The organism is Actinokineospora guangxiensis (assembly GCF_042657845.1).
GTDB classification, from domain to species: domain Bacteria; phylum Actinomycetota; class Actinomycetes; order Mycobacteriales; family Pseudonocardiaceae; genus Actinokineospora; species Actinokineospora guangxiensis.
The window spans coordinates 633536-648254 of record NZ_JBHSKF010000002.1 but is presented as its reverse complement, the minus strand read 5'-3'; the positions used below and the strand labels follow the sequence as shown (position 1 = coordinate 648254).

Here is a 14719-nt window from a genome sequence, read left to right as displayed (position 1 = left end):
GGCAATGACAGATCAAAAGGTTGATTCCGGCCGGGAGAACGGGGTCGTATTCATTTCTTCGCACCAGCGTCCGCACTTTCCCCGGCGCCGGTAGCGTCGGGGGAACTGGCCCGCGAACCGGCAGGACGAGCCCATGACCGCGCTGATCGATGAGCTGTTGCCGGAGTGGCATTTCCACGAGGTGCACCGGGTGCGCATCGGCGCTCCCCGGGCCGTGGTCATGCGCGCGGCGATGGAGCTGACCTGGGACGAGGTTCCGGCCGCGCGCCTGCTGATGCGCTTGACCCGCAACGACATGACCACCTACCGGCGGGTGCTGGGCGACATCGCCAACCGCCTCGCCGAGGGCGATGAGGAGATCGTCTTCGGCGGGGTCGGCTCGCCGAGCGGTCCGCCGGAACTGGCCGAGCCGGTGGCCGAGTCCTTCCGCGCCTTCGCCGAGCCGGGCCACCGCAAGACCGTGATGAACATCAGCTACACCGGCGGCGTGCTCAGCACCGAGACCAGGGTCCTGGCCACCGACCCCGCCACCCGCCGCACCTTCCGCCTCTACTGGATCGTCATCCGGCTGGGCAGCGGCTTCATCCGCCGCGCCGTGCTCTCGGCCGTGCGCCGCCGGGTGCGCCGCGAACGGAGCCCGCGTTGACCCGCATGCTGTCCAAGTACTGGTTCTTCACCGACGAGTACACCCAGGACCCCTACCCGTTCCTCGCCCACGCGCGCCGCGAGCGCCCGGTGAGCCTGGTCGAGACCCCCAACGGGGTGCGCGCCTGGCTGGTGACCCGCTACGACGACGTGCGCGCCGTGCTCGCCGACGAGCGCGCCAGCCGTGACATCACCCGGCTCTACGCCGCGCTCGCCGCGCAGGTCGGCCAGGAGCTCACCCCCGCCCCGGAGATCAGCCACCACCTGGCCAACTCCGACCCGCCCCGGCACACGCCGCTGCGGCGGGCGATCAGCTTCGCCTTCACCACCCGCCGCGTCGAGCGGCTGCGGCCGCGGATCGCGGCCACCGTCGAGCAGATCCTCGACGCGGTCGAGGACGAGGGCGGCGCCGACCTGGTGCCCACCCTGGCCGAGCCGTTGCCGATCATCACCGTCGCCCAGCTGATGGGCGTGCCGGACGCGGACTGGCCGCGGTTCCTGCGGTGGTCCGACGTCGTGCAGCACACCGACCCGACCGACCCCAACGGCCTGCTGGACAAGAACACCCGCGAGCTCTCGGAGTACATGGCCGCGCTGATCGCGGCGCGGCGCGCCACCCCAGCCGACGACCTGCTCTCGGCGCTGGTCCATGCCGAGGAGGACAAGCGCCTCACCGACGCCGAGGTCCTGTCCACCACGTTCGCGCTGATGGTCGGCGGCAACGACACCACCAGGAACCTGCTGAGCGGCTCGGTCGCGGCGCTGCTGGCCCACCCCGGGCACGCCGCCCGGCTGGCCGCCGAGCCGGAGCTGGCCCCGCAGGCGGTCGAGGAGCTGGTGCGCTACCTGTCCCCGGTCAACAGCGCGCTGCAGCGGGTCACGACCGCCGAGCTGCCCGTCGGCGGCACGACCATCCCCGCCGGGGAGCTGGTGATCCTGTCGCTGGCCTCGGCCAACCGCGACGAGGAGCAGTTCCCCCAGTGCCCGCACGCGCTGGACTTCGACCGCCCCCGGACCCAGCACGTCAGCTGGGGGCACGGGGTGCACCGCTGCCTGGGCTCGCACCTGGCCAAGGCGCAGACCGAGATCGCGCTGACCGCGCTGTTCCGCCGGTTCCCCGACATCCGGCTGGCCGTGCCGCCGGAGAAGCTGCGCTACGCGCCGGGCATCAGCGTCCGGCCGCTGGTCTCCCTGCCCGTCACCGTCTGAGCGCCAGCGCCTGGACCTCGCCGCCTGGACCTCGCCGCCTGGATCTCGCCGCCTGGATCTCGCCGTCTGGGCGGCGTCGTCTGGGCTCGCCGGGTGAGCGCGCGCGGGCGGGGCCGCGACCGCCGGGGGTGGGCGGTCGCGGCCCCTGGGGGGGATGGCTCCTGCTCCGGCGCTACCGCGCCCGCAGTGGGCGGTAGAACGCGCGGATGTCCTCGACCAGCAGCTCAGGCTCCTCCACGGCGGCGAAGTGCCCGCCGCGGGGGAAGTCCGTCCACCGCTGGACGTCGTAGATCCGCTGCGCCCACTCGCGGGGCGGGGCGAACATCTCGGCCGGGAAGTTCGCGAAGGCGGTCGGGGTGGTGATGCGCGGGTAGCGCACGTCCTCGCGCTCGCCCTCGTAGTACAGGCGCATGGACGAGTTCACCGTGCCGGTCACCCAGTAGATCATCAGGTTGGTGATCAGCTCGTCCTTGGTGAACGCCTTGTCCAGGTCTCCCCCGCAGTCGCTGTAGGCGCGGAAGCCCTGCAGGAGCCAGCCCGCCAGTCCCGCCGGTGAGTCGTTGAGCCCCACGGCGAGCGCCTGCGGCTTGGTGTTCTGCACGGCCAGGTACGCGCCCTCGGTCGCCTGCCACTTCTGCAGGGCGGCGACGTGGCGGCGCTCGGCCGGGGTGAGGGGCGCGCTCGCGGGCCCGAGGTCGGGCATGAGCAGGCACAGGTTCAGGTGCAGGCCGACCGCGGCGTCCGGGTGGCGGTGGGCCAGGGTGCTGACCAGGCGCGAGCCCCAGTCCCCGCCCTGGAGACCGAAGCGCCGGTAGCCCAGCTGGTCGCGCATGAGCGAGGTGAACAGGTCGGCGGTGACCGCCCCGTTGATCCCCGCCCGGCCGGGGTCGCCGGAGAAGGCGAAGCCGGGCAGGCTCGGCGCGACGACGTGGAAGGCGTCGGCGGGGTCGCCGCCGTGCGCGGCGGGGTCCGACAGCGGACCGATGATCTTGTGGACGGACCAGAACGAGTCGGCCCAGCCGTGGCTGAACAGCAGCGGCAGCGGGGCGGGGCCCCGGCCCTCGGCGTGCACGAAGTGCAGCGGGACGCCGTCGACGGCGGTCATCCGCTGCGGCATCCGGTTCAGGTCGCGCTCGGCGGCCCGCCAGTCGTAGCGGTGCAGCCAGTGGTCCACCAGCTCGCGCAGGTACTCGACGTCGACGCCGTGTGCCCACCCCGAGCCGGGCACCGCGCTCGGGAGTCTGGTCCTGGCCAGGCGCTCGCGCAGGTCCTCCAGCACCGGTTCGGGGACGTCGATGGTGAAGGGGACGGGCTGGGAGGTGAGCATGACAGGGCTCCTCAGTCGGCGGGAGGGCGCTCGCCCGCGCAGCGCAGCAGCGCGCAGGCCACGACACCGCCCGGTTCGACGGCGGTGACCGCCGCGACCCGGCCGGCCGCGTCGGGGTCGGCGTCCGCGACGGCGAGCAGCGCGGCGAGCTGGAACGCCACGCTGGCCGAGGACAGGTCGCCGAGGCCGAGCGCGACGCGCCGGGCCCGGGGGAACAGCTCCGCCAGCACGGCGGCCTCGTCGGCGGCGGCGGGCCCGCGCGCGGTGCTGGGCGCCACCGCCCACACCTCCGACGGGGCCACGCCGGCCGCGGCGGTGGCGACCCGCAGCCGCTCGCGCAGCACCCCGGCGGTCGCCGGGCCCGTCGCCACCGCGGAGGTCACCGCGAGGACCTCGGCCAGCGCGCCGGGCGCGCCCGCCGGTTCGATGACCTGCACGGCGCAGCCCTCCCCCAGTGGGGCGTGCGCCCCGCTGGCGTGGCGCTCCAGGTCGCGGCGGGCCGCCGAGTGCTCCTCGACGCCGCCGCAGATCACGCGCCGGGCGCGGCCCCGGTCGAGCAGGCGCCGGGCGAAGGTCAGCGCGTGCAGCCCGGTGGCGTGCCCGCCCGCCAGGGTGGTGTTGGGCCCGCGGATGCCGTGCCAGATGGCGCACTGCCCGGCCGCGCAGTTCATCACCGTGTTCGGGAACCTGGCCGGGTCCACGTGGTAGGGGCGCTCGCCCTCCAGCGCGGAGCGGGTGAACTCCATCATGCTCTCGGCGCTTCCGGTGGTGGTGCCCAGCACGAGCGCGGTGTCGGTCGACCACGACGCGCCGCGCTCGGGGGCGTGCTCGGCGAGCAGGCCGCCGACGGTGTGCACGGCCAGGCCGGTCAGCCGGTCCATCGAGCGGGTCCCCTTGCGCCCCAGGGCTTCCCTGGCGTCGAAGTCGGCGAGGACGGCGCGGTCGTCGGCGACCGCGCTGCGGCGGCGGTTGACCGCCCCGGCGAAACCGGACTTGCCGCCGCTGTGGGCCGACTGCGCCGACCAGGCCGTGATGGCGACCCGCATCACCGCCTCCCGCTCAGCGCCAGGCCGCGGGCGGCGCGGCGCGCGCTGCCGCGCGAGACCCGCACCGGGTCCCAGTCCGCGGACCGCTCCGGCAGCAGCGCCGGGTCGCCGAAGACGGCCCCGGCGTGGGCCTGGGCCAGCAGCCGCCGGTCCAGGATCTGCGCGGCGCAGTTCACCCCGCCGGTCATCACCGCCATCACCCCGCAGCCGAACCGGGTGCCCTGCCCGACGACGTAGAGCCCGCGCACCGGGGTGCGGTGCTCCGGGCGCGACCCGGCCGCGCCCCACCGGGCGAGCCCGAACGGGGTGCCGCCGGTCGAGCGGGTGTAGCGCTCCTGGGTCAGCGGGGTGGCGGTCTCCAGGTGGACGATGCTCTCCCGGAACGGGCCGATCGCGTCCTCGGCCGCAGCGATGAGCAGGTCGGTGATCCGCCGCTTCTCGGCCTGGTAGGCCGGTTCGCGCCGGTAGCGGCCCCCTTCGGCGGGCGTGCGCTCGACGCCCCACCGGCCGGGCCCTGGCGGGACGAGGGTCATGATCTGGAAGTTGGTGTGCCCCGGCGGGCAGGTGAGCGGGTTGTCGGGGTCCTTCGTCGAGGCGAAGGAGAGGAAGGCGAACGGCACGTCCTCCACCGTGCCGTCGAGCAGGCCCTGGTAGGCGGCGTCGATGTCCTCGCCGCGGTGCCACCACACATTGGCGTTGGGCAGGTGGGTCACCGGGCGGTCGAGCACCACGTAGGCCACCACCATGGGCCAGCCCGGCTCGGCGGTGCGGGTCTTGGCGACGGTCTTGCGCGGGAAGTGCTCGGGCCCGACCAGCTCCAGCACGGTGCGGGAGTAGTCCGCGTTGGACACGACGAGGTCGGCGCGCACCTCGGTCCCGTCGCGCAGGCGCACACCGGTCACCGCCCCGTCCGCCACGGTGATCCGCTCCACGGTGGCCCGGGTGCGCAGCTCCCCGCCGTGCGCCTCGATCACCTCGACCAGGGACGCGGCCAGCACCTGGCCGCCGCCCTCGGGGTAGTAGGCGCCGCGCAGGTAGTGGTCGGTCACGGTGGCGTGGGTCGCCACCGTCGCCTGGCCGGGCGACATGCCGTAGTTCAGCGACTGCGCCGCCAGCAGGGTGCGCGCCTCGGCGGAGAAGCCGCACGCGGTGAACAGCTCGTCGAGCGTGCGGCGACCCCACTCCATGGTCACCGGGGCCAGGCGCAGCAGCTCCGGCACGGCGACCTCGTCGGGGGTGAGCAGCAGCGCGCGCATCTCCGCGCCGACCGCCGCGCAGACGCGGGCGAACTCGGCGAACCCGGCCGCCTCCTCGGGCAGCGCCGCGGTGAGGTTGGCCAGGTAGGCGTCCCACCCGACGGGCATGTCGCACACCAGGCCCGGCAGCACGATCCGGTCGAACCCGGCGCGGTCCATCTCCCGGAACCGCACCCGCTCGCGCAGGCCGAGCCCGGACAGGATCGCGGGCAGGACGCCGTCGGGCCCGCAGTCGCCGAGGTAGTGCACGCCCACGTCGAACTCGTAGGCGCGCTTCCTGCGGAAGACGTGGCTGTTGCCGCCCGCGATGTCGTGGTGCTCCAGCACGAGCACGCGCTTGCCGCCGACGGCGAGGTAGGCCGCGCAGGTCAGCCCGCCCAGCCCGGCGCCCACCACAACAGCGTCATAGGTGTCCCAGGCGTCCCGGGCATCCCGCGCATCCCGGGCATCCCGGGCCTCGTCCGATTCCTTCAGCACGATTCCTGCTCTCCGGTCGTGGGGTGGGACTCAGCCGCAGCCGCCCGCGTGGCCCGCGTCGCCGCCCGCGCGGACCAGCTCCGGCAGCTCGATCTGCTCGCCGCGCCACGGCACGCCGTCGACCTCGGCCACTGCGACGCCGCGGACGGCGGCGACAAACTCGCGCACCCGCTCGGTCCCCCAGAACTTGTCGAACCCGTGCACGAAGAACGGCACGCCGAACGCGCCGTCGCGGTAGCCGCGGCCCAGCACCTCGCGAGCGAGGGCCCGCCACCCGGGGTCGTCGTGGGCGCAGGCGACGCGCTCGCCGTCCAGGCCCACCGAGCGGGCGATCGCGGCGACCACGGCGGGGTCGGAGAGGTTCTCACCGCGCTCCCAGCGGGCCAGGTACGCCGCGTCGACGTACTCCCGGCCCCGGCCCTCGTCGGCGGCGACCAGGTAGCCGATGTGCGCGACCTCCCACACGGGGTCGACGTCGATGGGCCACGTCATGGTCCAGCCGCGCGCCTTGGCGACCCGGCGGGTGTCCTGCAGGATGTAGAAGTTCTTCGCCCGCGACATCGGCACCCCGGGCAGCTCGACGCCCTCGGCGGCCAGCTCGGCCTCGGTGCGCGGGTCCGGCTCCCAGTAGGGCAGCCACTCCACGGCGGCCAGGACGTCGGGGTAGTGCTCGGTGAGTTCGCGGTAGGCGAACCAGGAGTAGGGGCTGCGCAGGGAGAAGTACCAGCGGGGCTGCTTGGGCTTCCTGGCCATGGTGGGTCCTTCCTCGATCAGACGGTCATGCCGCCGTCGATCTGCATGATCGATCCGGTGATGTAGGACGCGCGGTCGGAGGCGAGGAAGCCGACCAGCTCGGCGACCTCGTCGGCTGAGCCGAAGCGGCGCAGCGGGATCGCCTGCACGGCGCGCTCGCGCAGCTTGTCGTCGAGCACGGCGGTCATGTCGGTGTCGATGAAGCCGGGGGCGACCGCGTTCACCGTGATCCCGAACCGGCCGACCTCCTTGGCCAGCGCCTTGGTGAAGCCGTTGATGCCCGCCTTGGCGGCGGAGTAGTTGGCCTGGGTGGCGTTGCCGTACACCCCGGCGATCGAGGAGATCAGCACGATGCGGCCGGACTTGCGCTTCATCATGTCGAAGACCACCGAGCGGGACAGGTGGAAGACGCCGTCGAGGTTGACCGCCATCACCTCCGACCAGTCCTCGGTGGTCATGGTCAGCAGCGGCTTGTCGCGGGTGATGCCCGCCGAGGACACCGCGAGGTCGGCGGGGCCCAGCTCCTCGCGGACCAGGTCGACCCAGGCCTTGACGGCCGCGCCGTCGGCGACGTCGGCGCGGTGGGCCAGCACCCGCCCGCCGTGCTCGCCTGCGATCTTCTCCAGCTCCAGCGCGGCCTGCTCGTCGCTGCGGTAGCAGAAGCTCACGTCGTAGCCGTCGGCGGCGAGGCGGAGCACGACCGCGCGGCCGATGCCGCGCGACCCCCCGCTGACCATCGCTACCGGGCGCTCTGCCATGTCGTGCTCCTCTCTGGACCGGGAACGGGCTCGGCGCGCAGGAGCGCGGCGGGCCGGAAAGCCATGATCATCCGTTCGACCTCGAACACGAGCGCGCCGTCCACGCGGGACTCGCCGGCGAAGACCAGCGTGTCGCTCAACGCGCGGGAGAGCCGCACATCGTGGACGAGGACGTCACCGGGGTGGACCGGGCGGTGGAACCGCACGCCCGCCGCACCGCCGAGGAGCATGACCCCGTCCAGGCCCGCGACCGTCTCCGGGCAGCTGGACCCGAGCAGCCCGGCCGCCTGGCCCCAGGACTCCAGCAGCAGCGCGTGCGGGTAGGCGAGGTCTTCCGGGGGAGTGTCCGCGCCTGCCCCGTCGTACCAGGGCTCGGCGAAGGTGACGGCCTTGACCGCCGTCAGTCGTTTGCCCGGTTCCACGGTGAGCACCCGGTCCACCATCAGCATCGGGTACCGGTGCGGCAGGGCGGCCAGGATCCGCGTCGGGTCGCCGCTCATGCCGCCACCCCGAACCGCAGCCGCACGCTCGCGGCCTTCCCGCGCCCGGTGGCGGCCGTCGCCGTGCAGGTCCACTCAGGACCGTTCGGGCGCCAGGCCAGGTCGATGTCGAGCCGGTCGCCGGGGTAGACCGCCCCGGAGAAGCGCGCCGAGTCGATGCCCGAGAGCGCCAGGTCCGGGCGGGGCGCGGTCATCAGCGCGCCGCTGACGGCGCAGTCCACCACGCAGACGCCCGGGAAGATCGGGAAGTCCGGGTAGTGCCCGGCGAACACCCACTCGTCCTCGTCCACCGGCAGCGACACCGCGGCCCGCACGCACCCGTCGGACTCCGCGGGCGCGCTGGTGAGCCTGGGCCGCGCCCGCACGGGGCTGCGCCTGCCCGCGCTCACGCCCGCACCGCCGCGGTCTTGCCGAGCAGCAGCTCGTAGGCCGAGCGCAGCGTGGTCACCGCGCGCATGTCATCCTCGGAGAACGAGACGCCGTAGCGCTTCTCCAGGACGACGACCACTTCCAGCGCGGTGAGCGAGTCCATGCCCAGCGCCTGCACCAGCGGCAGGTCCTCGCCCACCTGCTCGGGCTCCACCTCGATGATCTCGGCAAGGACGACGCGCAGGTCCTCCAGATCGACGGCGTGGGTCATCGCTGTCCTCCTCGCTGCTCGGCGGGCCCGCGCGTCCGCAGCAGCGCGCAGGCGAAAGCTCCGTGCTGGTCGGCCGAGGTGATCACCGCGTACCGGCCCGCGTGCTCGGGGCGGGCGGCGCCGAGCACCAGGGCGAGCTGGAAGGCGCCGCTCGCGGCGGCGGTGTCGCCCAGCAGGTCGACCGGGGGGACGGCGGCGACCGCGTCCGACCCGAAGATCTCCTCGTGCACCGCCGCCGCGGTCGCGGCGATCGCGCCGGACCCGCCGGGCGAGGCGCCCCAGACCTCGTCGGCGCGCACACCCGCGCGGGCCAGCGCGCCGCGCACCGTGCTCGCGAGGGCGGTGGCGAGTTCGCCCGCGCGGGCCACGCCGAACTCGACCGCCACCAGGTCGGCGAGCGCGGGCCGCTCGCCGTCGTCGTCCTCGACCACGACCATGGCGCACCCCTCGCCGATCACGGCGTCGGGATCGGCCAGGCTCTCCACCCAGTACCGCGCGGGCGAGAACTCCTCGACGCCGCCGCAGAGCACGCGCTCGGCGCGTCCGGCGACAACCAGCCGCCGGGCGTGGTTGAGCGCGGTCAGCCCGGTCGCGCCGCCCGCGGCCACGGTGGTGTTGGGCCCCTGCAGGCCGTGCCAGATGGCGCAGTGGCCCGCCGTGCCGTTCATGATCACGTACGGGATCTTGGCGGCGTCGATGTAGAAGGGCCGCTCCCCCACCAGCATGTCCTGGGTGGTCGTCCACGCGCTGTTCAGCCCGCCCGCCGTGGTGCCGATCACCAGGCCGGTGCCGGGGCCGTTCGGCACGCCGTCGGCGATGAGCATGCCCACGGTGGCCACCGCCAGCCCGGTGGCCCGGTCCATCGACCGGGTCCCCTTGCGGCCCAGCAGCGCGCGCGGGTCGAAGTCGGGCACCAGGCACGCCGCGCGCGCCTGGACGCCCCACTGCTCGGCCTCGACCGGGACGCGGGTGCCGCGGCGTTCCCGCGCGCCGTCGGAGAGCGTGTCCGCGCCCAGGCCATAGGGCGAGATCGAGGCCCAGCCGGTGATGACGGGTCTGCGCACCGGGGGCGCGGCGACGGTCACGGCCGCGGCTCCAGGGCCCGCAGGACGCGCTCGTCCATGGTCATCAGGGAGCCGTTGCGGGCGTTGGGCAGGTCGGCGTACCCGTGCTGGATCGTGCCGGTCGCGGTGCGCACCAGGTGGCCGTCGCGGACGACGTAGCAGTCCATGCGGGAGTTGTAGAGAAGGCCCTTGAGGACGTCCTCGACGGTGTAGACGGTGTAGAGGTCCTCCTCGATCAACACCTCGTCGAGCACATCGATGCGGGAGCGGGTCACCGCGGGAATCCAGTTGCGCTCGTGCAGCAGGGTGCGGATGGAGATGCCGCGCTCGGCGAGGAAGAGGTCCACGACCTCCTCCATCACACGCAGGTACCCCGACATCTGCAGGCGCTCGAAGAAGTGCACGTAGAAGTAGGGCACCCGCCACTTCCAGCCGTGGGCGTTGCTGTCGCCGATCAGCTGGGCGAGCACCGGGTCCTGCCCCTGCGTGCCCCGGTCCGCGGTGAGGTCGGTGGTGTCGGCGGCGGTCACGGCGGGCCCGCGGGGCGCGCCGCCGACGCGGGCCACGACGAAGGGCTCCAGCCCGGCGGGGACCGGGGCGCGGTCGGCCACCCGTTCGTCCAGGCGCAGGGCGGCGCGCACGGTCGAACTGGTGGACTTGACCGGCTCGCCGTCGCGCTGGACGGTCGCGGTCACGGCGAACACCAGCTCGCCGGAGCCCTCGCGGGTCTTCGGCGTCACCGTCAGCGAGGGGCGGTCGTCGACGTAGGTGGGGGCGGTCAGCCTGGTGTCCAACGAGGTCAGGTCGAACCCGAGGCCGTGGTCCTGGTAGAGCGCGCCGACCGGCAGCCCGGCGTTGGCGAAGTGCGCCACGACGGCCTGCTCCACCAGATAGTTGACGTGCTTGAAGCCCAGCGTGGTGTTGATGTTGGCGCCCTCGTAGCCCGGCATCAGCTCCACGGTGGTCGGGTTGGCGAGCAGTTCCTTCACTTCGGCTCCGGGGACGGCAGGCATCGGTCGGCGCTCCTCAGGTCGGCGGGGAAACGGTCAAGGGCGGCGGCGAACTCCGCGGGCCGCTCCAGCATCGGGAAGTGCGCGCACCCGGCCAGCTCCACCAGCTCGGCCGCGGGCAGGTCGGCGGCGAGGTGCCCGGCGTCGGTCCGCGCCGCGTCCGCGGCTCCGGCGATGACCAGGGCCGGGACCTCGGCCAGGTCCACGCGCAGCCACGGGGAGTTCAGGTAGACCTCCAGGAAGCGGCTCCAGCCGTAGGCGCCGACCCGCTCGCACACGCGCGCGGCCATGTCCGACTCCAGCGCGGACCCGATCCGGCCGCGGGAGCGCAGCCGGATCGCGGTGACGATGAGCGCGCGGAACCCGGCGGGCATGCCCGCGACGGCCTCCCAGGTGAAGTCGGCGGGGTCGCGGCGGTAGAACGGGGACACGAGCACGACGCCGCGCACGCCCCGCTCCCGCAGGAACGCCGCGCCGTCGGCGCGGCAGAGCACGTCGAGCACCAGGCTCGCGGCGAAGGAGTGCGCCACCAGCACGTCGGGCCGCTCGGGCGCGCCCGCGACGACCTCGCGCACCGCGGCGGCCAGGTCGCTCGGATGGCCCCACGACGGGTCCCCGTCGCCGCGCCACGGCAGGTCGAGCGCCCACGCCTCGACGTCGTCGGCCTTGCGCGCGGCGTAGTCGTCCCACAGGCTCGCGCTGTTGCCGAGGCCGTGCAGCAGCAGCATCCGGTGCCGCGGCTCGTCGCGGGCCGGGTGGTGGCGGTAGCCGGTCATGGCGCGCCCACGGCGGTGAGCGCCAGCCCCGCGTAGGCGTCCGACTCGTGCCCGCAGACGGCCCGCGCCGAGCGGCCCGCCCCGGAGCCGAGGTAGGCCGCCGCGGCGGCGCACTGCAACACGCCCAGCGCGCCCGAGGCCGACCCCCACCCCGCGGCGATGTCGTGCTCGGCGGCGCGGCGGGCGCCGCCCTCGGGCACCAGGACCAGGTCCGCCGGGCCGAGGCGGGCCGAGGCGGACGCCTGGTCGTGCCCGCGGGCGTACGGGCCGAGCGCGGCCAGTTCGGGGGCGCCGCGCTCGCGCGCGCTCTCCGCCGTTTCCACCACGACCGCCGCCGCGCCGTCCACGAGCCGTTCGGCCCCGGACAGCGCGCGGGCGTCCTCGGTGTCCGGCTCGACGCCGACGACCAGCACCGCCCCGGCCCGCCCGGCGCGCACCAGGACCGTGGCCCAGCGCACCGCGTCGAGCCCGCCGGAGTGGCCGTTGCAGACGGTCAGGTTGGGCCCCTTGAGCCCGAACCGCATCGCCAGGTCCGAGGCGATCACGTTGCTCGACAGGTTCGGCCCGTCCATCGGGCTCATGCCGCTGGAGGTCTCCGCGCGCAGCGTCCGCACCGCGCGGCACACGGTGTCGACGTTGCCGAAGTCGGAGCTGACGACCACGCCGACGTCCGCCTGCGGCAGCGCCAGGCCGTCGTCGGTCCACAGCCGCGCCGACCGCAGCGCCAGGAGCCCGGCGCACAGGCCCAGGCGTGTGGCGCGGTCCTTGTAGCGCAGTCCCTTGCGGCCCAGCAGGTCGGCGGGGTCGACCGGCCGCGCGTGCGGCTCCTGCGGGCCGAGCAGGTCGACGGCGGAGGCGGCGCCGGGCACGGCCACCCCGGTGCCGGTGATCACGACGGGGACGCTCACCGGGCCACCTCCACGATCCCGACGGCGTTGACGCCGCCGAAGCCGAACGCGTTGACCTGGGCGAGCGAGGCGGTGCACGGCATCGCCTCGCCGCGCACGACGGTGAAGCCGTCCACTTCCCCGATCGGGTCGCGCAGGCCGGTGATCGGCGGCACCCGGCCGGCCGCCATCGCCCGCAGCGCCACCACGAGGTTCAGCAGGCCCGCGGCGCCGGAGGTGTGGCCGGTCATGGACTTGATCCCGGTGAGCAGCGGTCGCCGCCCCGGCGCGAAGACCTCGGCGGTGACGCCTGCCTCCACGTGGTCGTTGAGCTGGGTCCCGGTGCCGTGCATCACGACGAGGTCGATGTCGTCGGGCTTGACGCCTGCGCGCCGGTGCGCCTCGTGCACGGCCGCGCGGATGCCCGCGGCGTCGGGCGCGGTGCTGTGGAAGGCGTCGCAGGTGACGCCGACGGAGCGCAGCCTGCCCACCGCCGGCGCGCGCGGGTCGCGGCTGAGCACCACCGCGACCGCGCCCTCGCCCAGGATCGTGCCCGCGCGGGCGCGGTCGAAGGGGCGGATCGCCTCGGGCGGGGTCATCTGCACCCGGTCGGAGACGCCGAACATCGTCTCGGTGATCACATCGACGCCCGCCACGACGACCGTGTCCGCGGCTCCGGCGTCCAGCAGGTCGGCCCCGAGGGCCAGCGCGTAGAGCGAGGCCGAGCAGGCGTTGGCGAAGGTGTGCGCGTCCCGGGCGCCGAAGCGCTCGCGCAGCGCGCCGCCGAAGTGCAGCGCCGAGGCGTCGAGCGCGGCCTCGCCGGTGGCCCAGAGCTCCACCGAGCGCAGCTCCCGCAGTCCGGTGCCGACGAGCACGGGCACCTCGGCGAGGTCATCGCCGATGCCCGCCTCGGCCACCGCCATGGCGACCGCGTCCAGCAGCAGTTCGGTCGCCCGGCGCGGCCGGTCGCCGTCGCCCCGGTTGTCCACTTCGTACAGTCGGTCGGCTTTGAACAGCGCCTGGTCGAAGCCGCGCAGGGCGCCGATGCCGGAGCGGCCCGCGCACAGGGCGTCGAAGACCTCCTCGGCCGTGCGCCCGATCCCGGCGAGCGCGCCGGTCCCGATGACACCCCAGCTCACCGCACTCCCCCGTCGTACTTGCCGAGGATGATGACGGCGTTGTTGCCGCCGAAGGCGAGCCCGTTGTTCTGCACGACGCGCAGGTCGGCGGGCACGGACTCGTTGGGGACGCAGTCGATGCCGCACTCCGGGTCGGTCACCCGGTGGTTGATCGTGGGCGGGATGAACCGGTCCCGGATGGCCAGCGAGCAGGCGATCGCGGCCAGCGCGCTGGCCGCGCCCATGGTGTGGCCGAGCATCGACTTCAGCGACACCGTGCGCGGCACGTGCTCGCCGTAGACCTGGCGGATCGCGCCGCTCTCGGTGACGTCGTTGGCCTTGGTCCCGGTGCCGTGGGCGGAGATCAGGTCGACCTCCTCGGGCTTCACCCCGGCGTTCTCCAGGGCCAGGCTCATGCACCGGGCGACGCTGTCGTGGTTGGGCGCCACCTGGTGGTAGGCGTCGCAGTTGAGCCCGTAGCCCAGGATCTCGGCGTAGATGCGCGCCCCGCGGGCCAGCGCGGACTCCAGCGGCTCCAGCATGAGCACGCCCGCGCCCTCGCCGGTGAGGATGCCGTCGCGGTCGATGTCGAAGGGCCTGCACACGTCCGCGGCGATCGTGCCGAGGCGGTAGAAGCCGGTGAAGGTCTTACGGCACATCGCGTCCGCGCCGCCGCACAGGGCGAAGTCCACCTCGCCGGAGCGCACGGCGTCGAAACCGCAGCCGATGGCGTAGTTGCCCGCCGCGCACGCGGTGCCGATGGTGAGGGCCTCCACGTTGGTCAGGCCCAGCTCGGCGGCCGCCGACACCGACAGCCGTCCAGCGCCGATCCGTCCGGCGATCACCGGGTCCATGTGCTCGGGCCCGTGGTCCAGCTGCGCCTGCACCAGGCGGTCGAGGTCCCAGGACTCGCCGTCGGTGGTGCCGATGGCGACCAGGCCCCGCTGTTCGGCGAGGTCCTCAGGGGACAGTCCGGCGTCCCGCACGGCCATCCTGGCCGCCGCCGCGGAGAACTGGCTGGCCCGGCCCATCCGCTCGACGGGCAGCCGGTGCACCCAGTCGCGCGGCTCGAAGCCCACTATCTCGCAGCCGTTGGCGCGGTCGAAGCCGGTGGTGTCGAAGGAGGTGATGGGTTTGACCCCGCTGCGCCCCTCCCGCAGCCCCCGGGAGAACTCCTCGGGACCGACGCCGATGCTGGAGAAGACGCCGAACCCGGTGAGCACCACGCGGCGTCCGCCGGGTTCGGCCACCGG

Annotated in this window: 16 protein-coding genes; 2 read left to right on the top strand and 14 right to left on the bottom strand. The window is 74.4% G+C overall.

The genetic code is table 11. The annotated features are described in order from the left end of the window. Positions 1-133 precede the first annotated feature (133 nt). Positions 134-646 carry a hypothetical protein gene (locus ACFPM7_RS06410; protein WP_378244829.1) on the top strand — a complete coding sequence of 171 codons (513 nt, stop codon included), beginning with the start codon at positions 134-136 and terminating at the stop codon, positions 644-646. 5 nt (positions 647-651) lie between these two features. Next, complete coding sequence (locus ACFPM7_RS06405; protein ID WP_378245035.1) at positions 652-1854, top strand: cytochrome P450 family protein; 1203 nt, start codon at positions 652-654, stop codon at positions 1852-1854. 172 nt (positions 1855-2026) lie between these two features. On the opposite strand, the gene ACFPM7_RS06400 is transcribed toward ACFPM7_RS06405, so the two are convergent. Genes ACFPM7_RS06400 through ACFPM7_RS06335 form a run of 14 tightly spaced genes read right to left on the bottom strand, consistent with a single transcriptional unit; the run spans position 2027 to position 14716 of the window. Beyond that, positions 2027-3181 carry an epoxide hydrolase family protein gene (locus ACFPM7_RS06400; RefSeq protein WP_378244827.1) on the bottom strand — a complete coding sequence of 385 codons (1155 nt, stop codon included), beginning with the start codon at positions 3179-3181 and terminating at the stop codon, positions 2027-2029. Between the two features lie 11 nt (positions 3182-3192). Beyond that, positions 3193-4227 (bottom strand): beta-ketoacyl synthase N-terminal-like domain-containing protein, encoded by a 1035-nt coding sequence (locus tag ACFPM7_RS06395; RefSeq protein WP_378244825.1) that lies wholly within the window; start codon positions 4225-4227, stop codon positions 3193-3195. Next, on the bottom strand, positions 4227-5960 hold the full coding sequence (locus ACFPM7_RS06390; RefSeq protein WP_378244823.1) for a phytoene desaturase family protein: 1734 nt from the start codon (positions 5958-5960) through the stop codon (positions 4227-4229). Before ACFPM7_RS06390 ends, ACFPM7_RS06395 begins: the two co-directional genes overlap by 1 nt. A 30-nt stretch (positions 5961-5990) precedes the next feature. Further along, positions 5991-6713: a 2-hydroxychromene-2-carboxylate isomerase gene (locus ACFPM7_RS06385; RefSeq protein ID WP_378244822.1), complete on the bottom strand. Its 723-nt coding sequence runs from the start codon at positions 6711-6713 to the stop codon at positions 5991-5993. Positions 6714-6730: 17 nt separating this feature from the next. Next, a complete protein-coding gene (gene fabG, locus ACFPM7_RS06380) occupies positions 6731-7471 on the bottom strand; it encodes a 3-oxoacyl-[acyl-carrier-protein] reductase (RefSeq protein WP_378244820.1) in 741 nt (246 codons plus the stop codon). Next, positions 7453-7971, bottom strand: coding sequence for a 3-hydroxyacyl-ACP dehydratase FabZ family protein (locus ACFPM7_RS06375; protein ID WP_378244818.1), 519 nt, complete (start codon positions 7969-7971; stop codon positions 7453-7455). The genes fabG and ACFPM7_RS06375 overlap by 19 nt, the downstream gene beginning before the upstream one ends. Then, on the bottom strand, positions 7968-8360 hold the full coding sequence (locus ACFPM7_RS06370; protein ID WP_378244816.1) for a 3-hydroxyacyl-ACP dehydratase FabZ family protein: 393 nt from the start codon (positions 8358-8360) through the stop codon (positions 7968-7970). The genes ACFPM7_RS06375 and ACFPM7_RS06370 overlap by 4 nt, the downstream gene beginning before the upstream one ends. Beyond that, on the bottom strand, positions 8357-8611 hold the full coding sequence (locus tag ACFPM7_RS06365; RefSeq protein WP_378244814.1) for an acyl carrier protein: 255 nt from the start codon (positions 8609-8611) through the stop codon (positions 8357-8359). Before ACFPM7_RS06365 ends, ACFPM7_RS06370 begins: the two co-directional genes overlap by 4 nt. After that, complete coding sequence (locus ACFPM7_RS06360) at positions 8608-9696, bottom strand: beta-ketoacyl synthase N-terminal-like domain-containing protein (protein WP_378244812.1); 1089 nt, start codon at positions 9694-9696, stop codon at positions 8608-8610. Before ACFPM7_RS06360 ends, ACFPM7_RS06365 begins: the two co-directional genes overlap by 4 nt. Further along, positions 9693-10688, bottom strand: coding sequence for a thioesterase family protein (locus ACFPM7_RS06355; protein ID WP_378244810.1), 996 nt, complete (start codon positions 10686-10688; stop codon positions 9693-9695). The genes ACFPM7_RS06360 and ACFPM7_RS06355 overlap by 4 nt, the downstream gene beginning before the upstream one ends. Beyond that, complete coding sequence (locus ACFPM7_RS06350) at positions 10661-11461, bottom strand: alpha/beta fold hydrolase (RefSeq protein WP_378244807.1); 801 nt, start codon at positions 11459-11461, stop codon at positions 10661-10663. Before ACFPM7_RS06350 ends, ACFPM7_RS06355 begins: the two co-directional genes overlap by 28 nt. Continuing rightward, the gene (locus ACFPM7_RS06345) at positions 11458-12369 is read right to left on the bottom strand and encodes a beta-ketoacyl synthase N-terminal-like domain-containing protein (protein WP_378244805.1); all 912 of its coding nucleotides are present in this window, start codon (positions 12367-12369) and stop codon (positions 11458-11460) included. Before ACFPM7_RS06345 ends, ACFPM7_RS06350 begins: the two co-directional genes overlap by 4 nt. Next, positions 12366-13487: a beta-ketoacyl-[acyl-carrier-protein] synthase family protein gene (locus ACFPM7_RS06340; RefSeq protein WP_378244804.1), complete on the bottom strand. Its 1122-nt coding sequence runs from the start codon at positions 13485-13487 to the stop codon at positions 12366-12368. Before ACFPM7_RS06340 ends, ACFPM7_RS06345 begins: the two co-directional genes overlap by 4 nt. Continuing rightward, on the bottom strand, positions 13484-14716 hold the full coding sequence (locus ACFPM7_RS06335) for a beta-ketoacyl-[acyl-carrier-protein] synthase family protein (RefSeq protein WP_465251833.1): 1233 nt from the start codon (positions 14714-14716) through the stop codon (positions 13484-13486). Before ACFPM7_RS06335 ends, ACFPM7_RS06340 begins: the two co-directional genes overlap by 4 nt. Positions 14717-14719: the final 3 nt, after the last annotated feature.